Origin of the sequence: Arthrobacter sp. zg-Y1143, from assembly GCF_030125565.1 — a bacterium.
Taxonomy (GTDB): domain Bacteria; phylum Actinomycetota; class Actinomycetes; order Actinomycetales; family Micrococcaceae; genus Arthrobacter_B.
In genome coordinates this window covers 450,861-475,500 of sequence record NZ_JASKLW010000004.1, presented here as the reverse complement: position 1 = coordinate 475,500, position 24,640 = coordinate 450,861, and the positions used below count along the sequence as shown (strand labels likewise).

Below are 24,640 nucleotides of genomic sequence, written 5' to 3'. Positions count from 1 at the left end.
CTAATCGATGCTTTCTCCCGGCTGCGCATCGGACAGCGGGGTACCCGCCTGCTCGACGGCGGCCCGCACCGCAGGCGGAGCCAGGAAAAAACGCGGCTGCAGCTCTTCCCAGCCCTGATGCTTGGTTTTCTTCCCGAACTCGAGATGCGCCTGGTCCAGTGGGTTGTCTGGAACAAGTCCGGGGCTTGCCTCCCCCATCATTTGGAAGTGGTACATCCACCACGACCCGTCAGCCTCCTGGTTGAGGAACGTCGCCTCAACAGCCATGAGTTCCCGGTCCAAGGTGGCGAGACACTCCTCGTACCGCTCGTGGAGCATGGCCATCCAGTCATCGAAGGACGATTCCCGTCCGTCCAGCAGTTTCGCGCGGCTCAGTTCCATCCGCATTCCCGGCGGGACCGACGCCGGCACGGGCCAACCCGGAAAGTCCGGACCGGCAGGCTGAAACGGGATAGGAGCGTAGTTCTGTTCCTGCATGCCGCCACTCTAAGGCCGGCACCAGCGTTTTCCCGAAACCGGAATCATGCGGGCCGCGCAAAACAATTCCGCCAAAAACCTTGCGCTCTGCAGACCTTCCCGGGTTATGGTGTTCGCACATACCAACCGGTCGGTTCTGAGCTCTCCGCCGCCGGACCCCGAATACCCGCGAGAAACCCGGACCTGCCGCAATGAAAACCATGAACATCAAAGAAGAGTTGGCACGGACCTCCGTGGAGCTCTTCGCGCGGCAGGGCTACGCCAAAACCAGCGTCCAGCAGATTGTGGACGCTGCAGGAGTAACCAAGGGGGCGCTGTATCACTACTTCAATTCCAAAGATGACCTGCTCTTCGACATTTACGACCGCATCCTGACCCTGCAGCACGAGCACCTGACCGAGATCATCGGGCGGGGGTTGCCCGCCGCGGAAACCCTGCGGCTGGTGTGCGAGGACCTGATTCGGACCTCCATTGACTGGATCCGGGAGGGGACAGTCTTCTTCCGTTCGCAGCACATGCTGAGCGAAGACCGATTGGAAGAGGTGCAGCGGCGGCGGCGCGAGTTCAACAAGGCCTTCACCCGCATCCTGGTCCGAGGCCAGGAGGATGGAGTGTTCCGCACCGACATCCCCATTCCGGTACTCGCAGCAAACTTTTTCTCAGATCCGCACTACCTCTCCTACTGGTACTCCCCCGGCGGGGCCATCAGCCGCGAAACGGTAGCAGCCCAACTGACCGACCTTTACCTGGCGGGCCTGCAGGCAAAGTAGCCGAAGCCAGCACCACTGCACCACCAGCACCACTGCACCTCCAGCACCTCCAGCACCTCCAGCACCACCGCACCTCCCTCCCTACCGCAACACACGCGCCACCACAGCACGCAAGGTAAGAGCAGAGACGATGGAGTACTCATGCAGGAGCAACATACCGACCGGTCGGAACCGCCGCGTCTGCAGCTCAACGGGATCACCGTCCGGTTCGGCGGCCTGTCCGCCCTGGACTCGGTGTCCCTGGATATTCCGGCCGGCGCGGTCGTGGGGGTGATGGGACCCAACGGTGCCGGCAAAACCACCCTCTTCAATGTCATCTGCGGAGTTTTCCCGCCAACCGGGGGCAGCCTGGCTCTGGACGGCCGGGATTTCCACCCCCGTCCGCACCGGCTTACCCGCCACGGCGTGGCACGCACCCTGCAGGGTTTGGGCCTGTTCCCGGGGCTGACCGTGCTGCAGAACGTGATGGCGGGACTCGCTGCTGAATCCCGCCGCGGAGCGGACCTGCTGGCCCTGCCCGGCGCCGTCCGGCAGGAGGATCAATTCAGGGACCGTGCGCTGGCCGCGCTCGCTGCCCTCGACGTCGCCGGCTATTCCGCAGCACTGCCGGACACCCTGCCCTACGGCATCCGGAAGAAGGTGGCCCTGGCCCGGGCACTGGTGAGCGAACCGCGGCTGCTGCTGCTGGATGAACCCGCCGGCGGGCTGGCCCACGAAGACATCGAGGAACTCGCGTCGCTGATCCGCACCATGCCCGGCAACGGCTGCTCGGTGGTGCTCGTGGAACACCACGTTGACCTGGTGATGGACGTCTGCGACCGGATCGCGGTGCTGGACTTCGGCAGGCTGATCGCAGAAGGAACGCCGGCAGAAATCGGTGCGGACCCTGCTGTCGCCGATGCCTATCTGGGGGTCGACGTCGCATGAGCGGCGGACTGGTCCTGGAGGGCGTGAATGCCGGCTACGGCGCCGTCCGGGTCCTGCACGACGTCGGGCTCACGGTGGAAGAGGGTTCCATCACCGCGGTGGTGGGAGCCAATGGCGCAGGAAAAACCACGCTGCTGCGGACCGTCACCGGCCAGCTGCGGCCGTGGGCCGGCAGCATCCGGCTGGGCGGCAAAGACCTCACCCGCGTCCCGGTGGAGGCCATGGTGCGGCAGGGAGTAGCGCTCGTTCCCGAAGGCCGCGGCGTAATTACCGAACTCACGGTGGATGAGAACCTGCGCCTGGGCGGGCTGTGGCGGCGCGACCGCAAGGCGGCAGCCGCTGTCCTGGCGGAGATGTACACACTGTTCGAGCCCCTGGCCCGCCGCCGGAAAGCCCCCGGGCACCAGCTCTCCGGCGGCGAGCGCCAGATGCTTGCCCTCGGCCGGGCACTGATGGCCGCACCATCGCTGCTGCTGCTGGATGAACCGTCCCTCGGGTTGGCGCCGAAGGTAACCGCCCAGATCCTGGGCATGCTCCGCAGCCTCCGGGACGACACCGGGCTGACCGTACTCCTGATTGAACAGAACGTCCGCAGCGCCCTGGCCGTCGCGGACCACGGCATCATCCTCAACCTGGGCCGAATCGTCGCAGCACGGCCCGCAGCCGAGCTGGCCGCCGACACCGGCCTCCGCCACACCTATCTGGGGTTCTAATGGACAGATTCCTTTTCCTCACCTTCGACGGACTGGCACGGGGTGCTGTCCTGGCGGCCTTTGCCCTCTCCCTGGTCCTCATCTGGCGAGCGGCGCGGATCGTGAACTTTGCCCAGGGCGCCATGGCAGTGGCCGCCACATACATCGCCTTCACCGTCACCGCGCTGACCGGCAACTACTGGGCCGGCCTGGCGGCGGCGCTCGCTGCCGGTTTCCTCATCGGAGCCCTGGTGGAACGCGGCGTCATGCGCTTCGTGGGTAACTACTCGCCCTTGAACCCGGTCATCGCCGGGCTGGGACTGCTGCTGGTGATCCAAGCGGTCCTGGGCATGGTCTTCGGCAACAGCTACCGGACCATGACAACGCCGTTCAGTTCCAACCCCGTGGAAATCTTCGGCATCACCGCGGTCTCCTCCTACGACCTGTTCGTGTTCGCCTGCATTGCCCTGCTGGTGGGAGCCCTGGTGCTGCTCTTCACCAAAACACCTCTGGGGCTGCGGCTGCGTGCTTCAGCCTTTGCGCCGGACCTCGCCCGGCTGCTGGGGGTGCGGACATCCCGGATGCTCACCCTCGGGTGGGCTCTGTCCTCGGCCCTGGGTGCGCTCGCCGCACTGCTGGTAATCCCGACCGAACTGGGATTGAACCCGCACGCGGCCGACACGGTTTTTGTGTACGCCTTCACCGTGGCCGTCATCGGCGGACTGGATTCGCCCGCCGGCGCCGTCATCGGCGGACTGGCCGTGGGTGTCCTGCTCAGCTGGGTAAGCGGCTACCTGGGCGCCACCCTGGCCCCCGTCGCCGTCCTGGTCCTGCTGCTGGCCGTACTGCTTGTCCGGCCCGGCGGCATTTTCGCAATGACCAAGGAGCGAACCGTATGAGCGTCCTTCTGCGTTACTTCGTTGCCGCCGCCGCGGCCGTCTTCCTGATCGGCCTGACGTTCATCATCCCGTCCTTCACCTCCTACCAGCTGGCGACGGCGTGCGCCTACCTGTGCGGGATCGCCGGGCTGACCCTGCTGACCGGAGCCGGCGGGCAGCTCTCCCTCGGCCAGGCGGCCCTGATGGCCGCCGGTGCCTACACTTACGCGCTGACCGCCAATGCGCTGGACGACGCCGGGGTGGAGGGTCCGCTGCTGCTCGTCGTGCCGCTGGTCGCGGCCGTGGCCGGTGCAGGTGTCCTGGGCCTGGTGATCGGCTTGGCCGCCGGGCGGCTGCACGGGCCCTATCTGGCCGGTTTCACCATGGCCCTGGTGGTCGCGCTGCCCGCAGTAACCAGCACGTTTTCCTCCGTGCTGGGCGGAGACCAGGGACTGTGGGTCACGGTTCAGAAGCGTCCGGCGGCCCTGCGCGGGACCGTGTCCACGGAGGCCTGGCAGGCCTGGCTCGCCGTCGTCTGCGCCGTGGCGGTCATGGCGGTGCTGGCCAACCTGCTCCGCGGGCGCTTCGGCCGTGAACTGCGTGCCGTGCGGGACAACCCCGTGGCAGCTGCGCTGGCCGGGATCAACCCGGCCCGCACCAAGGTGGCTGCCTTTGTGATCAGCTCGGCTGCGGCGGGCATGGGCGGCGGCCTGCTGGCCTACACCACGCAAAGCGCCAGCCCCGGAGCCTACTCGCTGGTGTTCTCACTGTTCCTGTTGATGGCCGCCGTGGTCGGCGGCATCGGCTCGCTCACCGGAGCGGTCTGGGGTGCGGTGCTCCTGGTGGCCCTGCCCCACCTGATCGGCACGGCCACCTCCCGGTTGGCACTGCCCACGGACCTGGCGCAGCGCCTGGACGGCAATCTCTCCGTAGCCATCTTCGGGCTCGTCCTGGTCCTGGTGGTGCTGCTCGCTCCGCAGGGCATCCAGGGCCTGCTTGTGAAGCTTTGGCACCGGACCGGTTTCAAACGTTCCGCATCCCCCGCCCGGTCCGCGGCGCCTGCGTCCGCCCCGCGTCCGGCCTCCCCGACTCTTCCGATCCGGCACCAGCCGGCGGAGCAACCCGCAACCCAGAAAGGTCAATGATGACTCGTTCCCCGCTCCGCATAGGTGCCGCCGTCCTGGCAGCAGCAGCCCTTGGTCTATCCTCATGCGCTTCGCCTGAGGAAGGCTCCGACCCGGCTGCCGAAGACGTTCCCGGCATCACGGACACCACCGTCACGGTGGGCACCCATCAGCCGCTGACCGGCCCCGCGGCTGCCGGCTATTCCACCATCTCCCCGGCCACCCAGGCCTACTTCGACTATGTGAACGACAACGGCGGCGTCAACGGCCGGACCATCGAATACATCGTGAAAGATGACGGCTACAACCCGGCCAACACGCAGTCCGCGGTGCGGGAAATGGTGCTCCAGGACGAGGTGTTTGCCCTGGTGGGCGGACTGGGCACGCCGCCGCACAGCGCCGTCCTGGACTTCGTCAACGACAACGAGGTGCCGGACCTCTTTGTCGCTTCCGGTTCCCCCACCTGGGACCAGCCCGACGAGTACCCCTACACCTACGGCTTCATGGTGGACTACCCCACCGAGTCCCGGATCCTGGCCACCTATGCCCAGGAGGAGTTCCCGGACAAGACCTATTGCTTCTTCGGCCAGGACGATGACTTCGGCGACGAGTTCAAAGCCGGCCTGGAAGCGGTGCTGGGTTCCGACGGGCTGGCCGATGCCCAGGTCTATTCCACGGCCAATACCGACATTGCCGCCCAGATCAGCGCCATGAAGGAAGCAGGCTGCGAGGTGAATTTCATGGCCACGATCAACGGCTTCAGCGCCCAGGCCGTGGGAACTGCTGCCAAGCTGGGCTACTTCCCGCAGTGGATGGCCTCCTCTGCCGGAGGAGACTACAACACCCTGTCCGGCTATCTGGGTGAAAACACGAACAAGCTGCTGCAGGGGTTCGTCAGCGCCAACTACCTTCCCGCCTATTCGGAAACCGAGGATGACTGGATCAAGAAGTTCCGGGAAATCAACGAGGAGTACAACGCCGGCGCCGCCTTCGACGGGAACACCGTCTTCGGAATGTCCATCGGTTACCTGTTCGTGGAAGCCCTGAAGGAGGCCGGAGAGAATCCCACCCGCGAATCCCTGCTTGAGGCACTGGAATCCGGCAATGTCACCGGCAACGGCCTGGTGCCCCTGGGCTTCAGCGGAGACAGCCACCGCGGCTACACCGGAGCCATGCTGACCCGGGTGGATAACGGGGTGCAGTCCTACTTCGGCACCGCGTACACGGTCGACGGCGACGACGTCCAGGAATACACCGGGGAACGCAGCGCTATGCCCGCCAACGGGCTGCCGGACTAGGCCCGCCGGGCATCCCGCCTAAACCCGAAACAAAGGAGGGCCCGTTCGCAAACGGGCCCTCCTTTGTGGTTACTCCAGCACGCTTTCTTACTCCAGCACGCTTTCTTACTCGAGCACGTAGAGCGAGATCGACTCGGCCACTGCGGCCGGCTTGTCCACGCCCTCAATCTCCACGGTCACCAGCAGTTTCACCCGCACGCCACGGTCCACCTGCTCCACCGAGGCAATTTCGGAGCGTGCCCGCACCCGGCTGCCCACCGGCACCGGATGCGGGAAACGGACCCTGTCCAGGCCGTAGTTCACGCCCATCACCATGCCGTCCACCCGGAACCGGCCGGAGGCGAGCGCCGGCAGCAGGGCCAGGCTGAGGTAGCCGTGGGCAATGGTGCTGCCGAAGGGGCCATCGGCGGCTCGCTCGGGATCCACATGGATCCACTGGTGGTCATCCGTGGCATCGGCAAACATATTGATGCGTTCCTGGTCGATGGTGATCCAGTCGCTGGTTTCCACGTGTCCCTCTGCAGCGGACAGCTCCGCAACGGATCCGAAGTGTGCCACCGCTAGTCCTTGGGTCCGCCGGCGACGTACAGCACCTGGCCGGAGACGAAGGATGCTTCCGCACGGGCGAAGAACGACGCGGCAGCAGCTATGTCCTCCGGGGTACCTGCCCGGCCCACCGGTATCTCCTTGGCGGCGTGCGCCATGAAGTCCTCGAACGGCACCCCCACGCGCTCCGCCGTCGCCCTGGTCATGTCGGTTTCGATGAATCCGGGGGCAATTGCGTTCACGGTGACGCCGTAGCGGCCGAGCTCGATGGCCAGCGTCTTGGTGAAGCCCTGGATGCCGGCTTTGGCGGCGGCATAGTTGGCCTGGCCCCGGTTGCCGAGGGCGGAGGTGGAGGAGAGGTTGATGATCCGTCCCCACTCCTCCGTCACCTGGTGGGCCTGCACCGCCCGGCTCATCAGGAATGCGCCGCGCAGGTGCACCCCCATAACGGCGTCCCAGTCCGTCTCGCTCATCTTGAACAGCAGGTTGTCGCGCAGGATGCCGGCGTTGTTCACCAGGATGGTGGGAGGGCCCAGTTCCGCGGCGATCCGGGCCACGGCCTGTTCGACGGCGGCGGCATCGGACACGTCCGCGCCGATGCCGAGGGCTTCTCCCCCGGCGTGGCGGATGGCTTCGACGGTCCGCGCGGTGTCTTCCTCCCGGAGGTCGATGACCGCTACGGCATGGCCGTCCGCGGCCAGCCGGGCGGCAACGGCTGCGCCGATTCCCCGGCCGGCACCGGTAACTACGGCTACACGTCGGGTGGAGCTTACTGGTGTTTCAGACATGGCTCTCCTTGGTTGCCGTCCGTGCCTCAGTGCGCGGACCGGCGTGGCGGGTATGGCAATGTGCGGGTGTGGCAATGTGCGGGTGTGGCAATGTGGGGCCGACAATACCGACCAGCCGGTATGCAACGCAATGGTGGTCCGCAGCCTGGCGGCGCCGCGCCGCGGCGGATAGAGCTGCGCTGCGCAATGGCAGGCCTTACCCGGCCGCCGCAGCACTCCGGCCCCGGAAGGTCCGGCGGTAGGCTGCGGGGCTGACGCCCAGTCCGCGGCGGAAATGGTGGCGCAGCAGCTCGGCCTGTCCAAAACCGGTGGCCCTGGCCACTTCATCAATGCCCAGGTCTGTATCCTCCAGCAGTTCCTGGGCCCGCAGCACCCGCTGGCGGGTGAGCCAGGCGGCCGGCGTGGAACCGGTCTCGGCCTTGAACCGGCGTGCGAAAGTCCGCTCGGACATGCTGGCCCGGGCTGCCAGGTCCTTCACTGTGTGCTCCTGGCCCAGGTTTTCTCCCATCCAGACCAGCATCTCTTCGAGTGTCTCGCAGGCCGAGGCCGGAACCTGCCGGGCGATGAACTGGACCTGGCCGCCGTCGCGGTGCGGCGGGACCACCATGTCACGCGCGATGGCGGCGGCGACACCTGCCCCCAGCTCTCCCCGCACCAGGTGCAGGGCGGCGTCGATGGCCGCCGCGGTCCCGGCACTGGTGAGGATGTTTCCGTCCTGGACGTAGAGCACGTCCTCATCCACCTCACACTGCGGAAACCGTTCCGCGAGTTCACGCGAGTACATCCAGTGCGTGGTGGCCCTGCGGCCGTCCAGGAGCCCGGCTTCGGCCAGCACGAAGGCGGCGGAGCAAACGCTCATCACCCATGCACCGCGCTCATGGGCAGCCCGGAGCGCCGCCGTCACGGATTCCGGCACACGGTTTCCGGTCCCCTCGGAGGGTGCCATCACCACCAGGTCCGCCCGGTCCGCGGCGTCCAAGCCGTGCTCAACGTTCATGCTGAATCCGGCCTTGGTGCGGACCGGTCCCGGCACCGGCGTGCACACGCTGAAGTCAAAGGCGGGCACACCTCCGGGCCGCTCCGTCCGGTCGATGCCGAAGACCTCGGCCAGCACCCCGAGCTCGAACACCGCCAGTCCGTCCAGCACGATCACCGCCACCGTTTTCAGCATGCGGCCAGTATGGCAGTTTCTTCACGCTAATGGTCCTTTCTGCCACTTATTTTTCCGGGAGGACCGCCGCAGGCTGGGGGTATGGAATTTTTGTCAGCATTGGTCCTTGTGTTCTTCCTGGCGGCGGGGTTTGCCGCGCTCCTCACTGCGACAGTCCGTGCCGTGCGCACCGACGGAACCGGGCACCTTCCCCCATTCACCACGGAGGGCAGCGATGATGTGCCGCCGGCGTCCGGCTTCGATGCCGTGCGCGGCTACCAGCAGCTGTACGGTCATCGGCACTAGGGTGCCGCAGCAGCGGCGCCGGGTAGCCGCCGTCGCCGCGGCATGTCCGGGAGCAGCCGATTCGGTTGGTCAGCGCAGGCCGTTGGCGTACAGGTCCCGCAGCAGCGCAATTTCGGCCAGGTGGTGGATCATCTCCCGGTTGATGTGCAGCACCAGCGCGGACATTGGCTGCTGCGCCCAGCGGCCCTCCGCCTCACCGGCCGGAGCGGCCAGCTCCCCGGGGCTGAGCGCCGACACCGCGGTAATCCAGGCGGCGTAGTACCCGTCCAGCAGTTCGAGGGCCTCCTGAGCGGTACCGGGATAGTCGAAGTCCTCATAGCTCACCGGCCGGCCGCCGAAATGGGCGGCGTTCCGCATGCCCAGGACAGCGACGAGCAGATGCGCCACCCGCCAGGCGATCGTGGTGACCGGCGCCGGCTCCGGCTCGGGAAAGGCAAAGTCGATGGTGAAGTCTCCGCTCCCGCCCTGCACCGGAGCCATGCTGGTACCGCGCGGGCGCACGTTCCAGCATCCGGGCACCGGTTCCCAGAAGTACTCGGCGTCAGTGAGGCCGGCAAGCCGGGGGCGGGCCTGGTTCTCCCAGTGCCACGCGAGCTGCTCGGCCAGCTCGGCCGCCGGCACGCGTTGCTGTTCCACTCGGTTCTCCTGCTGCTGGTCCTGCGTCATGGCTGCGCCTTTCCTTGAGGATTCGTGTGATTGGGGAATTCGTACGGAAGTTTTCCCAGCCTAGAAACAGATCAGGACAGCTTTTGACCTGAATCCGGCGTAGCTTGATGTCCATGTTGGAAACCTCAGCACGGCTGCTGCAACTGCTGTCCCTGCTGCAGCTGCGCCGCGAATGGACCGGGTCCGCCCTGGCGGAGAGGCTGTCCATCACCGAACGCACCGTGCGCAGGGACATCGGCAAGCTGCGCACGCTGGGCTATCCCATTTCGGCATCCCCGGGTATCGCCGGCGGCTACCAGTTGGGAGCCGGCGCGCAGCTGCCCCCGCTGCTGCTCGACGACGACGAAGCGCTCGCCGTCGCCCTCGGGCTGACGGCGGTGGCCACCGGACCCGTGACCGGCATCGGCGAAGCCTCCGTTCGGGCACTGGCGAAGCTGGAGCACGTGCTGCCCGGCCGCCTGCGGCCCAAGTTCTCCGCGCTGCGCCAATCGGTCTCCACCCTGTCCGGGCCGCCCGGCGGGGTGGACCCCGGCATCCTTACCGCTTTTTCCGCCGGGATCACCGAGCACCGGGTTGTTTCCTTCCGGTACACCGGCGCCGACGGCGGATCCGCCCGCCGCATGGTGGAGCCCTACCGGCTGGTCAGCACCGGGCGGCGCTGGTATGCCGTGGCCTGGGACCTGGAGCGCTGCGACTGGCGGACCTTCCGGGTGGACCGCTGCGACAGCACGCCGGCCCAGCGGGAACGCTTTACGCCCCGTCCACTGCCGGCCCGGGACCTTGCCGCCTACGTGCAGGAATCCATTACCCGCAACCCGTACCGCTACACCGTGGTGGTGCGCCTTGCCGCACCGCTGGCCATGGTCGCCGAACGCGTGCCGCCGGATGTCGCCAACCTCAGCGCGGACGGGCCGGGGCACACCATCCTGCGCGGCGGCTGGGATTCGCTGGACCTGCCGTTGATTAACCTCACGGCCTGGGGTGTGCCTTTCGAGATCCTCGAGCCGCCCGAGATGCGCGAGCGTGCCCGCCGCGCCGTCACCCTGCTGCAGCACGCCGTCGAAATCCCGCCCACGGCGGAATCTCCCTAAGCGGCCCGAGCCAAGCCACTAGACTGGTGGCAACATGGCACTGACAATTTCCTATCCCGCCCAGCTGCCCGTTTCGGAGCGCCGCGAAGACATCATGGCTGCCATTGCGGCCAACCAAGTCACCGTTATTGCCGGTGAAACCGGGTCCGGTAAAACCACCCAGATCCCCAAGATGTGCCTGGAACTGGGGCTGGCGGAAAAGGGCCTGATCGGCCACACCCAGCCGCGCCGCCTTGCCGCGCGAACCGTGGCCGAGCGCATCGCGTCCGAGCTCGACGTCGAAATCGGCGACGAAGTGGGCTTCCAGGTCCGGTTTACCGGCGAGACCAGCCGCAAGACCAAGGTCAAGCTGATGACCGACGGTATCCTGCTGGCCGAAATCCAGCACGATCCGAAGCTGAAGAAGTACAGCACCATCATCATTGACGAGGCGCACGAGCGCAGCCTCAACATCGACTTCATCCTCGGCTACCTGCGCCGGCTGCTGCCCGAACGCCCGGACCTGAAGCTGATCATCACCTCGGCCACCATTGATCCGCAGCGCTTCGCGGAGCACTTCGCCCTGGACGGCAAGCCGGCGCCCATCATCGAAGTGTCGGGCCGCACCTTCCCGGTGGAAATCCGCTACCGTCCGCTGAACCAGCCCGCGGACGGCGGCAGCGACGACGACGGCCCCGAAGACGAACTCGAAGAGGACCGCGACCCGGTGGACGCCGTGTGCGACGCAGTGGACGAACTTTCCCGCGAAGCGCCCGGCGACGTCCTCGTATTCTTCTCCGGCGAGCGCGAAATCCGCGACGCCGCCGACGCCCTGCGTTCCTCGGTGGCACGCAACCCCCGGCTGGCGAACACCGAGATCCTGCCGCTGTACGCCCGCCTCTCCCTGGCCGAGCAGCACAAGGTCTTCTCCCCCGGCCGCAACCGCCGGATCGTGCTGGCCACCAACGTCGCCGAGACGTCCCTGACCGTGCCGGGCATCAAATACGTGGTGGACACCGGCACCGCCCGCATTTCGCGCTACTCGCACCGCACCAAGGTCCAGCGGCTGCCCATCGAACGCATCTCCCAGGCCTCGGCGAACCAGCGCTCCGGGCGCTGCGGCCGTGTTTCGGACGGCATCGCCATCCGCCTGTACTCGCAGGAGGACTTCGAGTCCCGGCCCGAGTTCACCGACCCGGAAATCCTGCGCACCAACCTCGCCGCCGTCATCCTGCAGATGGCCGCCATGGGCGTGGCCAAGGGCCCCAAGGATGTATCCGACTTCCCGTTCGTCCAGCCGCCGGATTCCAAGGCGGTCAACGACGGCGCGGTGCTGCTGCGCGAACTCGGTGCCCTGCATCCCAAGGGCGGCATCACCCCGGTGGGCCGCAAGCTCTCCCAGCTGCCGGTGGATCCGCGGCTGGGCCGGATGATCGTTGAAGCGGGCCAGCGCGGCTGCGCCAAGGAACTCATGGTCCTGACCGCCGCCCTGACCATCCAGGATCCGCGCGAGCGGCCCTCCAAGGACGATCCGGCCCGCGCCCAGAAGGCCGCGGAAATGCACAAGCGGTTCGTAGACGAGAAATCGGACTTCACCGGCTACCTGAACCTGTGGCGCTACGTCCAGGAAAAGCAGAAGGAGCTGTCCTCCTCCGCCTTCCGGCGGCTGTGCAAGAACGAGTTCCTGAACTTCCTGCGCATCCGCGAATGGCAGGACCTGTTTGCGCAGTTGCGCCAGCTGGCCAAGCCGCTGGGCATCACCCTGTCCCCGGACCCGGTGGACCCGGTGGGCCGGCATAAGGAAATCCATATGTCGCTGCTGGCCGGGCTGCTCAGCCACATCGGCCTCTATGACCAGCGCAAGCGCGAATACGCCGGCGCCCGGGGTACCCGCTTTGCGGTGTTCCCCGGTTCGGCCCTGTTCAAGAAGTCCCCGGACTGGGTGATGGCGGCCGAACTGGTGGAGACCTCCCGGCTGTGGGCGCGGGTGGCGGCGTCGTTTGATCCGCTCTGGGCCGAGGAAGTGGCGCCGCACCTGGTCAAGCGCACCTACAGCGAGCCGCACTGGTCCAAGAGCCGCGGCGCGGTAATGGCCTATGAGAAGGTCACCCTGTACGGCGTTCCCGTGGTGCCCCAGCGAAGCATCAACTACGGCCGGATCGATCCGGTGCTCTCCCGCGAGATGTTCATCCGCCACGCCCTGGTGGAGGGCGACTGGCGCACGCACCACAAGTTCTTCCACCGCAACCAGGCCTTGCTGGCCGAAGTGGAGGAACTGGAGAACCGGGTCCGCCGCCGCGGCCTGCGCGTGGATGACGAGACCCTCTTCGAGTTCTACGACGAGCGCGTGGGCGCCGACGTCGTCTCCGAGCGGCACTTCGACAAGTGGTGGAAGTCCGCCCGGCACGAGAACCCCGCCCTGCTGGACTTTGACCCGGACGCCCTGCGCACCGACAACGCCGAGGGGCTGGACGAGAACGACTTCCCCAAGTCCTTCTTCTACGGTTCCTTCGAGCTGCCGCTGACCTACGAGTTCACGCCCGGCGTGCCCGGCGCCAACGACGGTGTCACGGTGGAAGTGCCGGTCCTGTTCCTGAACCAGCTCACGCCCGGACCCTTCGCGTGGCAGATCCCGGGGCTGCGCGCCGAACTCATTACCGCCCTGATCAAGTCCCTGCCCAAGGCGGTGCGGAAGAACTTCGTTCCGGCGCCCGACGTCGCCCGCTCGGCTGCCGCTGCGCTGGCCGCGGACTTCGACCCTGCCTCCGATGAGCTGGAGCCGTCCCTGGAACTGGTGCTGCGCCGGCTCAAGGGCTCCATCATTCCGCCCGGTTCCTGGAACTGGGACGCGGTGCCGGCGCATCTGCGGATGACCTTCACCGTGGTGGATTCCGCCGGTCGGGTGCTGGACGAAGGCAAGGACCTTGCGGCACTGCAGGAGGCCCTGGCCCCGGCCACCCGGCGCGCCATTGCCGAGTCACTGGGCGCCACGCCGTCGACCGTTCAGCCGCGCGGACCCAAGGGCGCCAAGGGTTCCAAGGGTTCCAACGGGTCCAACGGGTCCAACGGGTCCAACGGCAAGGCCCCAGCTACTGCGAACGGCAGCGGTTCCTCCTCCTCCGTGGCGGAGCGGACCGGACTGACCGAGTGGAGCATCGGCACCCTGGAGAAGCAGGTCCAGCGGCTGGTGGCCGGCCACACCGTGACCGGTTATCCGGCGCTGGTGGATGAAGGCAGCACGGCCGGCGTGCGGATCTTCCAGAGCCCGGGTGAACAGCGCACAGCAATGCGCGCCGGAGTCATCCGGCTGCTGGTGCTGCGGGTACCCAGCCCGGCTAAATACGTACTGGAGCACCTGAGCAACACCGAGAAGCTGACCTTCAGCCAAAATCCGCACGGCAGTGTGGCTGCGCTGATCGAGGACTGCACGCTGGCCGCAGTGGACAAGCTCACCCCGGAGGTGCTGCCCTGGACCCGCGCAGAATTCGATGCACTTTATGAAACCGTTCGGGCTGAACTGATCGACACCGTCTTTACCGTCACCGCCATTGTGGAGAAGATCCTCGCCAGCACCAGGCGGATCACGAAGGCGCTCAAGGGCACCACTTCGCTGTCCCTGATCAGCGCCCTGAACGACATCCGGGCACAGCTGGACGCCCTGGTGTATCCGGGGTTCGTGGCCCGAACGGGCTACGCCCAGCTGATGCACCTGCCCCGCTACCTGGCCGGCATTGAGCGGCGCCTGGAGAAGCTGCCCGGCAACGTGCAGCGCGACGGGCTGTCCATGGCAGTGGTCCAGCGTCTGGAGGATGAGTACGACGACGCCGTGGCGGCGCTGGCGCCCGGCCGCGGCACTCCCCCGGAACTTGCCGAGGTGCGCTGGATGATCGAGGAACTGCGGATCAGCTTCTTTGCCCAGGAACTGGGCACGGCCCGGACCGTTTCGGAGAAACGGATCCGGACCGCACTGAACTCGGCGCTGGCTCCGGCCTGAGGCACCCGCCCGGCCGATTCACCGGCCGGGTGCCCCAACGGAGCCAGTTGCGTCGTGCTAGCTCTCCCTGCGTCGTGCTGACAGCAGCAACACCGACCCGGCGGCTAGGACGAGTAACGCGGTTCCCGTGACCCACATGCCTTCTGCACCGGTAGAGGCAAGTCCGGATTCAGGAACGCGCTGGGCAGGATTTGCCTGGATACGCACCCCTGAACCGGGAGTCGCAGCACCCCGGCCTGTGGTGGTGGGCGTGACTCTTGGCGGTATGCCATTGCCGGCGCCGGCGGGCGGAGCCGGAGGTGCAGTGACCGGCAACTCCGGCAGCGTGGTGTTGCCAGGCAGACCGGGTGTACCCGCTGACGGGCTACCGGAAGGCTGATCCGATGCCGGACCCGACGGGGCATCCGACGGAGTGCCGGTCGGCGAGGCCGACGGAGTGCCGGTCGGCGAGGCCGTCGGAGTGCCGGTCGGCGAGGCCGTCGGATGGGCCGTGGGAGTACCCGTCGGCGAGGCCGTCGGGTGCGACGTGGGAGTACCCGTCGGCGAGGCCGTCGGGTGCGACGTGGGAGTACCCGTCGGCGAGGCCGTCGGTTCATCCGGGGTATCTGACGGCGGCAGCGCCGGGCAAACCTGGGGCGGGTCTGTGGGCTCTCCCGTAGGCGGATCAGTAGGACTGTCCGTCGGCGGAACCGTCGGCTCATCGGTAGGCGGCCCAGTCGGACCATCCGTCGGCGGAACCGTCGGACCATCCGTCGGCGGAACCGTCGGACCATCCGTCGGCGGCCCAGTCGGACCATCCGTCGGCGGCCCAGTCGGACCATCCGTCGGCGGCCCAGTCGGACCATCCGTCGGCGGCCCAGTCGGCTCATCCGTCGGCGGAACCGTCGGACCATCCGTCGGCGGAACCGTCGGTTCAACCGTAGGCGGAACCGTCGGACCATCCGTCGGCGGAACCGTCGGTTCAACCGTAGGCTCACAGTCCGGGATTACCCATATGTTATTGAGGCTTTCGTTCCAGACATCCAGGAGGTCAACGGCCGGGAAATTCGGGTAAGTGATTGTCTGCGGCCAGGTAAAGGGGGCGACATGCTGAATGTTGTACTCCGCAAGCGCCCAATCCTGCCCGCAGATCCCAGGGGGCAGTAAGTCCCATACGCCCGAAAACGTCCCATAGCCCGGTTGCGAGTCCAAGAGGGTTTGCGGGCCTGAATTACCCCAGTCCGCAACACCGTCCGGATCGACTTTCCGATAGATGTAAAGCCCGCGCTCAATAGTCTGGTCATAATCTGGGTCAACCAGCTGTAGTTCAGGGACCACCACGGTTTCGCCGGGGTCTGCGACGGCCGGTCCACCCATCGCAACAAACCAGCCGGCCATGACGGCAATACCGGTCACCAAGGCTGTTCTGTATCCCCGGCGCCGCTTGTTGCGCATTCCGTTCGTTGTCCTGAGTTCTTCGTTTTCGAGGTTCCGCATTGTCCTTCTCACTCATCCGATAAACGCCAGCAGGCGCCATCTTTGATGAGTGATTACAGACTGACCACAGTAATTAAATACCTGAATTCAATACCTGTTCCGGTAAAACAGTGATTCCGTTAATTGTGATACAGGGACCGGATTTAGGAGTCTGAAACCGAAAAAGGTCCGGTTCGTTTCGGGGAAACGAACCGGACCGTGCCGGATGCTGCATTTGAACCGGTGCCCGGTTAGGCCTCGGGAACGAACTCCCCGTAGCCTGCGTCCCGGAGTCCCTGGCGCAGCTTCTGGGCGTTGGCCTCCATTCGCTCCGGATCCGGGTTGGACTCGGCCCGGCTGAAGTCAAAGTCCTCCATCGAGTTGGCTGGCCAGACGTGCAGGTGCAGGTGGTCCACCTCGAACCCGGCAACGGTCAGGCCGGCCCGCTCCGAACCGAACACCTCCACCTGCGCAGCGCCGATGGCCCGGGCCACGGTGATGAGCTTCTGCATCAGCTCCGCCGGTGCGTCCGTCCACTTATTGATCTCCTGCCGCGGAACCACCAGCACGTGGCCGTCGCTGAGCGGACCGATGCTCAGGAACGCCACCACCTCGTCGTCCTTCCAGACGAAACGGCCGGGAATCTCCCCATTGATGATTCGCGTGAACAGGGTGGGCATGGGTTCTCCTTCAGGGTGCTCCGTGCGGTCGACGGCGGGCAGGGGTGCCCGGAACGGCGGCGGGACGGGTCGGCCGGTAAACATGATTCGACGCTACCCCTTTTCGTGCGGCTCTTCAGCACGGTCGGGTTCGGATCCGGTAGCCACCGGCGCGCCGGGAGTGTTGGACCACTGCGACCAGGATCCGGGATACAGCGCCGCGGGGATCCCTGCCTGTGCCAGGGCGGCGACTTCGTGGGAGGCGAAGATGCCGGAGCCGCAGTAAGCCGTCACCGGCGCCTCGGGACGTACGCCCAGTGCCTCGAACGCGCTGCGCAGTTCAACCGGGCTGCGGAAGGTGCCGTCCGGTGCCAGGTTGTCGGTGGAAGGACGGTTCACAGCGCCGGGAATGTGCCCGGCGCGGGGATCCACCGGTTCGGTATCGCCCCGGTAGCGTTCCGGCGCCCGCGCATCGATCAGGGTCCCGGCCGCGGCCAGGCCTTCCACGTCCTCCAGGCCGGCCACGGGCATGTTCCCCCAGGACAACTCCGCAGTTCCCTTCTGCACGGTGACCGGACCGGTCTCCAGCGGCAGGCCGGCGGCCCGCCAGGCCCCCAGCCCGCCGTCGAGCAGGCGTACGTCCTCCCACCCCGCGTGCCGCAGCAGCCACCAGGCGCGGGCGGCCGCCGTGCCGGCGGCGTCGTCATAGGCCACCACCGTGTCGCCGGGATTCAGACCCCAGCTGCGCGCGGCGTCGGCGAACGACGCCGCATCCGGCAGCGGGTGCCGGCCCTCTGCAGGGACCGCGGGTGCGGACAGTTCGGTATCCATGTCCACATAGACCGCTCCCGGCAGGTGTTCCTGCAGGTACTTTTCCCGCCCGTCGCTGGCGCCCAGCACCCACCGCACGTCCAGCAGCACCGGCGGGCGGTCCGATTCCAGTGCCTGTGCCAGATCCGGTACGGAAATCAGGACATCCACTACAGCTCCACGCTTTCACCGGCGGACAGGTGCCGGTACTCGGTCCCGTAGGTCTTGCCGAACCGGGTGACGTGGCCTTCAACCATGCCCAGGCCGGTCTCATTCAGCAGTGCGTCGTGAATGGGATACGCCCGCTCGGCACCGGTGGCGATGACGAAATCGAGTACCTCACCCAGCTTGGACCAGGGCGCGTGGACGGGCACCAGCACGGTGCGGGGGCGCAGGCCGTTCGGGACCACTAAGGAGTCTCCGGGGTGGTAGACCCTGCCTTCGACGAGGTAGCCGATGTTGGCCACCATGGGGATCAGCGGATGGATCAGGGCATGCTGGCCGCCAAAGGTCTGGATGCCGAAACCGGCAATGGTGAACGCCGTGTTGGGCTGCACCTCATGGATCCGGGCGGCGAGGTCAGGTGCGTCGGCACGCAGCAGGTCGGCCAGGGACTGGGGGGCGAAAAGCTCCAAGCCGGGCTGCTGCTGCATTTGCGCGAACACCCGAGTGCGGTCCAGATGGTCCGCGTGCTCATGGGTAACCAGGATGGCGTGGGCGCCGTCCAGCGCCTCGTCAACCTCGGAAAACGTGCCGGGGTCCAGCACCAGGACGTTGCCGCCTTGTTCGAAACGGACACAGGAGTGCGTGTACTTCGTCATTTTCATAGCGCCACCCTACTCCGGCGGGATGCGGGCGGGCAGGACGCTGCCGCAGGCCGGCTGATAATCTAGGGGTTCGCCCGACCAATACGCCTGGAGGAACCGCCGTGTCACCAGAGACATCCCGGACGTCCAAGCGGGCACCGGAAACGCGTGTGACCCGCCAGCGCCTGGCAGTGGGCCGCACCTTGGACGAACTGGACGACTTTGTCAGCACCCAGGAACTTTTCCGGTTGCTGCAGGACCGGGGCGAACGGATTTCGCTGGCCACCGCCTACCGGATCCTGCAGTCCATGGCTGACGAGAACCTGGTGGATGTCCTGCGCACGGGCGACGGCGAGGCGCTGTACCGGCGCTGCGCCGTCGGACACCATCATCACCATTTGGTTTGCCGCGAGTGCGGCAAGGCGGTGGAGGTGGAAGCACCGGCCGTCGAAAGCTGGGCGGCAGGGCTGGGCGCCAGGCACGGGTTCACCGAGGTGGCCCACACCGTTGAAGTCTTCGGGCTGTGCCCCGAATGCAGCGCCGCCAAGGCAACCCCGTCACCCTAGGTTCCGGCAGCCGGCCCAGGTTCGGGGTAACCCTTAGGCCCCGGCGGTGGCCGTGTTCCGGCTCAGTTCGCGCCGGGAACCGCTGCGGACGCGCCGGATAATCCGGCACAACAGGTAGATCACGAAGGACACCGTGGTGACGTACGGGCTGATCGGAATCCGGCCGCCCAGGGCCAGCAGGATGCCGCCCACAGACGAGACCAGCGCAAAGGCCACGCTGAGGAACACCACCAGCCGCGGCGAGGAAGTCACCAGCAGTGCCGCAGCCGCAGGGGTGATCAGCAGCGAAAGCACCAGCAGCGCCCCCACCACCTGGATGGACAGGGCTACGGCCAGGCCCAGCAGGAACATAAAGACAATCGACAGCACCCGGACCGGCACGCCGCGTGCCTCAGCCAGGTCCGGATCGGCGCTGGCGAAGGTCAACGGCCGCCAGATGAAGAGCAGGGCTGCCACCACCACGGCAGCCACGCCGGCCAGCAGGTTCAGCTGGACGGCGTCCACCGCGACTATCTGCCCGGTCAGCAGACCGAACTTGTTGGCGGAGCGCCCTTCATAAAGGCCCAGGAATAGGATGCCCAGGCCCAGTCCGAAAGGCATGATCACCCCGATGATCGAATTCCGGTCCCGGGCCCGCAAGCCCATCACGGCAAGCAGGACGGCGGCGGCAACGGACCCGGCCAGGGAGCCGACCACCACATTGGCCCCGATCAGCAGGGCGAAGGACGCGCCGGCGAAGGAGAGTTCGGCAATGCCGTGCACCGCAAAGGCGAGGTCGCGCATCAGCACGAAGGTGCCGATCAATCCGCCGACCAGCCCCAGAATGGCTGCGGCCCAGATGGAGTTCTGCACCAAGGGCAACAGCTCGCCGTAGTCGCTGAAGTCAAAAACGGCGTCGAAGAAGCTACGCAGGTCCAAGGTCCCCCTCGCTTTCTCCGTGGTGGTGGGTGGTGGCGTCCGGAATGCCCAGGACCACAATGCGGCCATGGCTGCGCAGCACTTCAACCCGGCTGCCGTACATTTCGGACAGGACGTCGCTGCGCAGCACCTCGGCAGGCGTGCCGGTGCGGAACTGGCCGCCCGCGAGGTACAGCACCCGGTCCACGTATTCGATCACCGGGTTGATCTCATGGGTCACAAACACAACGGCGGAACCGTCGTCGTGGCAGCGCTGCTCAATCAGCGAGCTGATCGCCTGCTGGTGATGCAGGTCCAGGGACAGCAGCGGCTCGTCGCAGAGCAGCAGGTCCGGGTTGGTAGCCAGCGCCTGGGCGGCACGCAGCCGCTGCAGCTCACCCCCGGACAGCTGTCCCACGGGTTCATCGGCGTAGGAGGTGGCCCCCACCTGCTCGAGCAGCCGGTCCACCCGGCGCCGCACCGGTGCCCGGCGCAGGCGCAGGCCCCAGCGGTCGCCGTCGACGCCGAGCCCCACCAGGTCCCGGCCGCGCAGCGGCGTGCCGGGGCTGAAGGACTTCTGCTGCGGTATGTAGCCGATGTCCTTGCTGCCGCGGTGCACGTTGCGGCCGTTGATGGTCACGGTGCCGCCGGTGAGGGGCTGCAGCCCCAGCAGGACCTTCAGGAAACTGGTCTTTCCGGAGCCGTTGGGCCCCAGCACGGCCAGGAACTCCCCCGCGTTGATGTCCAGGTCCAGGTTCTTCCACAACGTGCGGCCGCCGAAGGAGAGGCCGGCATCGCGCAGCCTGACCACCGGCTCTGCGGGAGGCTTCACTGCAGCACCCTTTCCATGGCGGCCGTGTTGGCGGTCATCCATTGCAGGTAGTCCTGCCCTTCGGGCAGGGTTTCAGTGAAGTCCAGCACCGGCACGTCCGCATCCTGCGCGGCTTCACGGACCGCTTCGGTCTGGGATGTGGAGGTCTGTTCGTTGTAGCCCAGGAAAGCGATTCCGCCGCCGGTTACCAGATCCTGCATTTGACTCAGTATCCGCGGCGGTACATCGGAGCCTTCCTCGACGGCTTCGGTGAAGTCCGACGGCGTCACGTTGTGCAATCCGGCTTCCTCCACCAGATAGTCCGGCACCGGCTCGGTCAAGGCGACGTCGCGTCCCCCGGCGGTTTCCCGAAGGGCAGCCAGGGAGGCGTTGATCTTCTCGATGCCAGCATTGAAGTCCGCGGCGTTGCTGCGGAAGGTTTCGGCGGCACCGGCGTCCAGGCCGGCCAGGCGTTCCGCGGCGGCCTCGGCCAGCAGGCCCATGGCTTCGGGGCTGTACCAGACGTGCTCGTTGAACGAACCGTGGTTGTGCCCGGCGTGGTCTTCGGCGTGATCTTCCCCGGCATGTCCATCCCCACCGGAGTCCTCAAGGCCGGAGATTTCCACAGCGTTGAGGATGTCCTCCGCGGGGATTCCCTCATCCTCCGCGAGTTTTTCCATAAAGCTGTCATAGCCGCCGCCGTTCAGCACCACCAGATCGGCCTTGGACACGGCCAGGCGGTCCCGTGCAGTGGCTTCGTAGGAATGCGGGTCCTGGCTCGGCCGGTCAATCAGCGCTGTCACTTCCACGTTTTCGCCGCCCACCAGGCTCAGGATGTTGCCGTATACGTCCGTGGACGCCACCACGTTCACTACGTCGTCGTTAGCATCTTCCGGTTCCCCGCTGCCGGAGCAGCCGGCCAACGCCAGAGCGCCGGCCATGAGGGTTGCGGCCAGACGGGCGGGGATGCGGGGCATAAGGGGGTGTGCTCCTGATAGGCGGTGGGTAAGGAAGCGCGCCCGGCCGGCGCCGGAGCCTTCCCAGCATAACCTAAACGCGAATCGTTCGCATCTAGCTCATGCCGGCCGGAACATTCAGTTACAGGCTTTCACCCGTCCGCCGGAACCCCTGCGCCTGGGTGGCATCCCGGATCTCTCCGATGAGCTGTTCGATGATGTCCTCCAGGAACAGCACGCCCCGGGTGGTTCCCTCCCGGTCCAGCACGCGGGCCAGGTGGGAGCCGGTGCGCTGCATCACGGCCAGCGCATCTTCGATTTCGTCATCCAGGCGCAGGTTGGCCAGGGTGCGGACCTTGTTCTCCGTGATCGGCCGTTCATAGGCTTCCAAAGGAATCGACATGATGTCCTTCAAGTGCATGTAGCCGGTCAGGTTTCCCGCTTCGTCCACCAGGACAAAGCGCGAGAACCCGGTCCGGCCCACCGCCCGCTCGAATTCGGCAGGAGTGGAATCGGTCCGCAGCGTCACCAGTTCCTCCAGCGGCACCATGACCGTGCCGGCGGTCTGCCCGGAGAATTCCAGTGCCCCGGAAATGATGCCGGAATTATCGGCAACCGTCCCCAGTTTGGTGGACTCTTCGACGATGGACTGCATTTCCTCCAGCGTGAACGCCGAGGCCACTTCGTCCTTGGGCGTGATGCCCATCAGCCGCAGGGCATGGTTGGCCAGCCAGTTCAGCGTGCCGATGACGGGCCGCACCAGCTTCGAGATGAACACCAGCGGCGGTGCCAGCAGGAGCACGGCCCGGTCCGCCACGGACACCGAGATGTTCTTGGGGACCATCTCACCGATGGTTACGTGCAGGAAGGTGACCGCCAGCAGCGCCACCAGGAAACCTGCGCCGTCGGCCGCCTCTACCGGCAGTCCCACCGCTTCCAGCGGCACGGACAGCAGGTGGTGGATGGCCGGCTCGGCCACGGACAGGATCAGCAGCGAGCAGACGGTGATGCCAAGCTGGGCGCAGGCAAGCATCAGCGAGACGTGCTCCATGGCCCACAGCGTGGTTTTGGCCCGCTTGCTGCCAGCCTCGGCATACGGCTCGATCTGGCTGCGGCGCGCGGACATCACGGCAAACTCGCCGCCAACAAAGAAGGCGTTGCCCAGCAGCAGGACCACGAGCCAGAAAATTCCTGCCAGGTCACTCATCGGATGCCTTCCCTGCGTGCCGGCCGTTCTGCAGCGGCAGCGTCCTCGTCCTCCACATGGGATTCATCCTGTTCTTCGTCCTGCGGAATGAAGCTCACCCGGTCAATGCGCCGGCCGTCCATCCGTTCCACTTCCAACAGGCCGCCGGGTACCGGAACGCGGTCCCCGGCCCGGGCAATGCGGCCCAGTTCAGCCATGATGTAGCCGCCCACAGTTTCATAGCCGGCTTCGTCGGGCATCCGCAGCAGCGGCACCAGTGCCGATACTTCGTCGGGACGCATGATTCCGGGGAAGTACCAGGCGCCGGAAGCGCTCTGCAGTACGCCGGGCTTGGCCTTGTCATGCTCGTCGGACACCTCGCCGACAATTTCCTCGACCAGGTCCTCGAGCGTGGCAACGCCGGCGGTTCCGCCGTATTCATCAAGGACGACGGCGAGCTGCAGGTTCGCGTTGCGCAGTTCCGAGAGCAGGGAATCCAGGTGCACCGTTTCCGGCACCCGCAGGACCTCGCTCATGATCGCCGCCGCAGGGAGCGTGGCCCGCCGGCTCCGGGGTACGGCCACAGCCTTCTTTACATGTACGACGCCGCGGATATCGTCCGGCGAGTCCCCCAGCACCGGGAACCGCGAGTAGCCGGTCCGGCGCGCAGCTTCGATGACATCGGCCACCGGCTGTTCGGCGTCGATCGTCTCCAGCCTGATGCGCGGGGTCATCACGTCGGCCGCTGTGCGGCCGGCAAAGGAGAACGTGCGGGAAAGGAACGCTGCGGTGTCCTTGTCCAGGGTGCCCATTTCCGCCGACCGCCGCGCCATGGACGAAAGTTCGGACGGGGTCCGGGCGCCGGAGACCTCTTCCTTGGCCTCAAGGCCGAAGAGGTGCAGGATGCGGTTGGCAAAACCGTTCAGCAGCAGGACGGCAGGCTTGAACACCACGGTGAAGGCCAACTGCGGCCGGGCCAGCGCCTTGCCGATGCGGAAGGGCATGGCAATAGACATGTTCTTGGGGATCAGTTCACCCAGCAGCATGGAGAGGAACGTTGCCAGGATCATGGCAACGGTGACCGAGACGGAGGCCACGGCCACGGGCGGCAGGCCCACGGCCGTCAACGGTGTTTCCAGCAGCCGGCCCACCGAGGGCTCCATGACGAAACCCGTCAGGAGGGTGGTCATGGTGATGCCCAGTTGGCAGCTTGAAAGCTGGGTGGAAAGCGTGGTCAGGCAGCGCAGCAGCGGTTCGGCTGCCTTGTCACCGTTTTCCACTGCGCGGCGGACGGAGGGCTGGTCCAAAGCCACCAGGGCGAATTCCACTGCGACGAAGAAGCCCGTGCCAAGAATAAGCAGCAGGCCGAACAGCAAATAGAGCCATTCCATGTCAGGCCACCGCCATTAAAGAAAGGGGTGAGTGCGGTGCAGCGAAACGTTCAGACGGAGGGTGGTCGACTGCAGCCGAACTGGAAGGCTCCGAAGAAGCGGCAGGCGAATGCTGGGGTGAACGTGTGCGGGCTTTGCCGGCTCGGGGCGCACCGGCTGCGGCAACCGCAGTCCGGGACGCAGGCCGGCGCCTAGAGAAACTGTCCATAGGAAAGCCAGTTTACAGGTTTGCGCCGCCCCCGCCACAGCCGCTTCCGGAGGCTGCGCCATACCCTTCCCGGGCTGATCGGCAGGCAAGGCGTTCATGGAACAGTGCGGGATTGGCCACATCTTCGAATATGTCACTAGACTGGCATGAAGTCTCGGTCACTGCGCACCGGGCCGCACCAGCAAGTCTTGAGGCGGAACCGCTCATGG

23 protein-coding genes are annotated in these 24,640 nt (G+C 66.5%); 10 read left to right on the top strand and 13 right to left on the bottom strand.

Annotated elements, in window-relative coordinates:
- Nucleotides 1-477, bottom strand: a complete 477-nt coding sequence (locus QNN98_RS06300; RefSeq protein ID WP_283996551.1) for a DUF6176 family protein — start codon at nt 475-477, stop codon at nt 1-3.
- A gap of 200 nt (nt 478-677) precedes the next feature.
- Here QNN98_RS06300 and QNN98_RS06295 point away from each other — a divergent pair, with 200 nt between their 5' ends.
- The 6 genes from QNN98_RS06295 (at nt 678) to QNN98_RS06270 (ending at nt 6,166) form a co-directional block, all read left to right on the top strand.
- Nucleotides 678-1,247 (top strand): TetR/AcrR family transcriptional regulator, encoded by a 570-nt coding sequence (locus QNN98_RS06295; RefSeq protein WP_227924916.1) that lies wholly within the window; start codon nt 678-680, stop codon nt 1,245-1,247.
- 141 nt (nt 1,248-1,388) lie between these two features.
- Entirely contained in the window at nt 1,389-2,174 is a 786-nt protein-coding gene (locus QNN98_RS06290) for an ABC transporter ATP-binding protein (protein ID WP_229957423.1), read from the top strand.
- The gene (locus QNN98_RS06285) at nt 2,171-2,887 is read left to right on the top strand and encodes an ABC transporter ATP-binding protein (RefSeq protein ID WP_227913823.1); all 717 of its coding nucleotides are present in this window, start codon (nt 2,171-2,173) and stop codon (nt 2,885-2,887) included. The genes QNN98_RS06290 and QNN98_RS06285 overlap by 4 nt, the downstream gene beginning before the upstream one ends.
- Nucleotides 2,887-3,765, top strand: a complete 879-nt coding sequence (locus QNN98_RS06280; protein ID WP_283996550.1) for a branched-chain amino acid ABC transporter permease — start codon at nt 2,887-2,889, stop codon at nt 3,763-3,765. The genes QNN98_RS06285 and QNN98_RS06280 overlap by 1 nt, the downstream gene beginning before the upstream one ends.
- Complete coding sequence (locus tag QNN98_RS06275; RefSeq protein WP_283996549.1) at nt 3,762-4,889, top strand: branched-chain amino acid ABC transporter permease; 1,128 nt, start codon at nt 3,762-3,764, stop codon at nt 4,887-4,889. Before QNN98_RS06280 ends, QNN98_RS06275 begins: the two co-directional genes overlap by 4 nt.
- Nucleotides 4,889-6,166 carry an ABC transporter substrate-binding protein gene (locus QNN98_RS06270; protein ID WP_229957429.1) on the top strand — a complete coding sequence of 426 codons (1,278 nt, stop codon included), beginning with the start codon at nt 4,889-4,891 and terminating at the stop codon, nt 6,164-6,166. Before QNN98_RS06275 ends, QNN98_RS06270 begins: the two co-directional genes overlap by 1 nt.
- A 105-nt stretch (nt 6,167-6,271) precedes the next feature.
- On the opposite strand, the gene QNN98_RS06265 is transcribed toward QNN98_RS06270, so the two are convergent.
- The 3 genes from QNN98_RS06265 to QNN98_RS06255 form a co-directional block, all read right to left on the bottom strand.
- The gene (locus QNN98_RS06265; RefSeq protein ID WP_227924920.1) at nt 6,272-6,724 is read right to left on the bottom strand and encodes a MaoC family dehydratase; all 453 of its coding nucleotides are present in this window, start codon (nt 6,722-6,724) and stop codon (nt 6,272-6,274) included.
- Nucleotides 6,725-6,726: 2 nt separating this feature from the next.
- Nucleotides 6,727-7,500 (bottom strand): 3-oxoacyl-ACP reductase FabG, encoded by a 774-nt coding sequence (gene fabG / locus QNN98_RS06260; RefSeq protein ID WP_283996548.1) that lies wholly within the window; start codon nt 7,498-7,500, stop codon nt 6,727-6,729.
- 196 nt (nt 7,501-7,696) lie between these two features.
- On the bottom strand, nt 7,697-8,671 hold the full coding sequence (locus tag QNN98_RS06255; protein WP_283996547.1) for a GlxA family transcriptional regulator: 975 nt from the start codon (nt 8,669-8,671) through the stop codon (nt 7,697-7,699).
- An 81-nt stretch (nt 8,672-8,752) separates the two neighbouring features.
- On the opposite strand from QNN98_RS06255, the gene QNN98_RS06250 reads away from it, so the two are divergent.
- Nucleotides 8,753-8,956 carry a hypothetical protein gene (locus QNN98_RS06250; protein ID WP_283996546.1) on the top strand — a complete coding sequence of 68 codons (204 nt, stop codon included), beginning with the start codon at nt 8,753-8,755 and terminating at the stop codon, nt 8,954-8,956.
- A 69-nt stretch (nt 8,957-9,025) separates the two neighbouring features.
- Here QNN98_RS06250 and QNN98_RS06245 read toward each other — a convergent pair whose 3' ends face one another.
- Nucleotides 9,026-9,622 carry a DinB family protein gene (locus tag QNN98_RS06245; protein ID WP_283996545.1) on the bottom strand — a complete coding sequence of 199 codons (597 nt, stop codon included), beginning with the start codon at nt 9,620-9,622 and terminating at the stop codon, nt 9,026-9,028.
- A 113-nt stretch (nt 9,623-9,735) separates the two neighbouring features.
- Here QNN98_RS06245 and QNN98_RS06240 point away from each other — a divergent pair, with 113 nt between their 5' ends.
- Both QNN98_RS06240 and hrpA read left to right on the top strand, forming a co-directional pair.
- On the top strand, nt 9,736-10,713 hold the full coding sequence (locus QNN98_RS06240; protein WP_227924924.1) for a helix-turn-helix transcriptional regulator: 978 nt from the start codon (nt 9,736-9,738) through the stop codon (nt 10,711-10,713).
- A 34-nt stretch (nt 10,714-10,747) separates the two neighbouring features.
- Nucleotides 10,748-14,686, top strand: coding sequence for an ATP-dependent RNA helicase HrpA (hrpA, locus tag QNN98_RS06235; RefSeq protein WP_283996544.1), 3,939 nt, complete (start codon nt 10,748-10,750; stop codon nt 14,684-14,686).
- A gap of 1,706 nt (nt 14,687-16,392) precedes the next feature.
- Here hrpA and QNN98_RS06230 read toward each other — a convergent pair.
- The 3 genes from QNN98_RS06230 to QNN98_RS06220 form a co-directional block, all read right to left on the bottom strand.
- A complete protein-coding gene (locus QNN98_RS06230) occupies nt 16,393-16,821 on the bottom strand; it encodes an HIT family protein (RefSeq protein ID WP_283996580.1) in 429 nt (142 codons plus the stop codon).
- A gap of 93 nt (nt 16,822-16,914) precedes the next feature.
- Nucleotides 16,915-17,781 carry a sulfurtransferase gene (locus QNN98_RS06225; RefSeq protein ID WP_283996543.1) on the bottom strand — a complete coding sequence of 289 codons (867 nt, stop codon included), beginning with the start codon at nt 17,779-17,781 and terminating at the stop codon, nt 16,915-16,917.
- Nucleotides 17,781-18,437 (bottom strand): MBL fold metallo-hydrolase, encoded by a 657-nt coding sequence (locus QNN98_RS06220; protein WP_227913811.1) that lies wholly within the window; start codon nt 18,435-18,437, stop codon nt 17,781-17,783. The genes QNN98_RS06225 and QNN98_RS06220 overlap by 1 nt, the downstream gene beginning before the upstream one ends.
- A 101-nt stretch (nt 18,438-18,538) precedes the next feature.
- On the opposite strand from QNN98_RS06220, the gene QNN98_RS06215 reads away from it, so the two are divergent.
- Nucleotides 18,539-18,982 (top strand): Fur family transcriptional regulator, encoded by a 444-nt coding sequence (locus QNN98_RS06215; RefSeq protein WP_283996542.1) that lies wholly within the window; start codon nt 18,539-18,541, stop codon nt 18,980-18,982.
- Nucleotides 18,983-19,015: 33 nt separating this feature from the next.
- Here the strand turns inward: QNN98_RS06215 and QNN98_RS06210 are convergent, their stop codons facing one another.
- The 5 genes from QNN98_RS06210 to QNN98_RS06190 form a co-directional block, all read right to left on the bottom strand.
- Entirely contained in the window at nt 19,016-19,900 is an 885-nt protein-coding gene (locus QNN98_RS06210; RefSeq protein WP_283996541.1) for a metal ABC transporter permease, read from the bottom strand.
- Nucleotides 19,887-20,753, bottom strand: a complete 867-nt coding sequence (locus QNN98_RS06205; protein ID WP_442860295.1) for a metal ABC transporter ATP-binding protein — start codon at nt 20,751-20,753, stop codon at nt 19,887-19,889. The genes QNN98_RS06210 and QNN98_RS06205 overlap by 14 nt, the downstream gene beginning before the upstream one ends.
- Nucleotides 20,708-21,667: a metal ABC transporter solute-binding protein, Zn/Mn family gene (locus QNN98_RS06200; protein WP_283996540.1), complete on the bottom strand. Its 960-nt coding sequence runs from the start codon at nt 21,665-21,667 to the stop codon at nt 20,708-20,710. The genes QNN98_RS06205 and QNN98_RS06200 overlap by 46 nt, the downstream gene beginning before the upstream one ends.
- A 121-nt stretch (nt 21,668-21,788) precedes the next feature.
- Entirely contained in the window at nt 21,789-22,853 is a 1,065-nt protein-coding gene (locus QNN98_RS06195) for a hemolysin family protein (RefSeq protein WP_227913806.1), read from the bottom strand.
- Complete coding sequence (locus tag QNN98_RS06190) at nt 22,850-24,223, bottom strand: hemolysin family protein (RefSeq protein ID WP_227913805.1); 1,374 nt, start codon at nt 24,221-24,223, stop codon at nt 22,850-22,852. The genes QNN98_RS06195 and QNN98_RS06190 overlap by 4 nt, the downstream gene beginning before the upstream one ends.
- Nucleotides 24,224-24,640 lie beyond the last annotated feature (417 nt).

Excerpts from the sequence above, each read along its gene's own strand:
- QNN98_RS06195 (WP_227913806.1), bottom strand. The coding sequence starts at position 22,853 with ATGAGTGACCTGGCAGGAATTTTCTGGCTCGTGGTCCTGCTGCTGGGC.
- hrpA (WP_283996544.1), top strand. The coding sequence starts at position 10,748 with ATGGCACTGACAATTTCCTATCCCGCCCAGCTGCCCGTTTCGGAGCGC.
- QNN98_RS06200 (WP_283996540.1), bottom strand. The coding sequence starts at position 21,667 with ATGCCCCGCATCCCCGCCCGTCTGGCCGCAACCCTCATGGCCGGCGCT.
- QNN98_RS06250 (WP_283996546.1), top strand. The coding sequence starts at position 8,753 with ATGGAATTTTTGTCAGCATTGGTCCTTGTGTTCTTCCTGGCGGCGGGG.
- QNN98_RS06220 (WP_227913811.1), bottom strand. The coding sequence starts at position 18,437 with ATGAAAATGACGAAGTACACGCACTCCTGTGTCCGTTTCGAACAAGGC.
- QNN98_RS06245 (WP_283996545.1), bottom strand. The coding sequence starts at position 9,622 with ATGACGCAGGACCAGCAGCAGGAGAACCGAGTGGAACAGCAACGCGTG.
- QNN98_RS06240 (WP_227924924.1), top strand. The coding sequence starts at position 9,736 with ATGTTGGAAACCTCAGCACGGCTGCTGCAACTGCTGTCCCTGCTGCAG.
- QNN98_RS06190 (WP_227913805.1), bottom strand. The coding sequence starts at position 24,223 with ATGGAATGGCTCTATTTGCTGTTCGGCCTGCTGCTTATTCTTGGCACG.
- QNN98_RS06285 (WP_227913823.1), top strand. The coding sequence starts at position 2,171 with ATGAGCGGCGGACTGGTCCTGGAGGGCGTGAATGCCGGCTACGGCGCC.
- QNN98_RS06295 (WP_227924916.1), top strand. The coding sequence starts at position 678 with ATGAACATCAAAGAAGAGTTGGCACGGACCTCCGTGGAGCTCTTCGCG.
- QNN98_RS06300 (WP_283996551.1), bottom strand. The coding sequence starts at position 477 with ATGCAGGAACAGAACTACGCTCCTATCCCGTTTCAGCCTGCCGGTCCG.
- QNN98_RS06275 (WP_283996549.1), top strand. The coding sequence starts at position 3,762 with ATGAGCGTCCTTCTGCGTTACTTCGTTGCCGCCGCCGCGGCCGTCTTC.
- QNN98_RS06205 (WP_442860295.1), bottom strand. The coding sequence starts at position 20,753 with ATGGATGACCGCCAACACGGCCGCCATGGAAAGGGTGCTGCAGTGAAG.
- fabG (WP_283996548.1), bottom strand. The coding sequence starts at position 7,500 with ATGTCTGAAACACCAGTAAGCTCCACCCGACGTGTAGCCGTAGTTACC.
- QNN98_RS06280 (WP_283996550.1), top strand. The coding sequence starts at position 2,887 with ATGGACAGATTCCTTTTCCTCACCTTCGACGGACTGGCACGGGGTGCT.
- QNN98_RS06255 (WP_283996547.1), bottom strand. The coding sequence starts at position 8,671 with ATGCTGAAAACGGTGGCGGTGATCGTGCTGGACGGACTGGCGGTGTTC.
- QNN98_RS06270 (WP_229957429.1), top strand. The coding sequence starts at position 4,889 with ATGACTCGTTCCCCGCTCCGCATAGGTGCCGCCGTCCTGGCAGCAGCA.
- QNN98_RS06230 (WP_283996580.1), bottom strand. The coding sequence starts at position 16,821 with ATGCCCACCCTGTTCACGCGAATCATCAATGGGGAGATTCCCGGCCGT.
- QNN98_RS06290 (WP_229957423.1), top strand. The coding sequence starts at position 1,389 with ATGCAGGAGCAACATACCGACCGGTCGGAACCGCCGCGTCTGCAGCTC.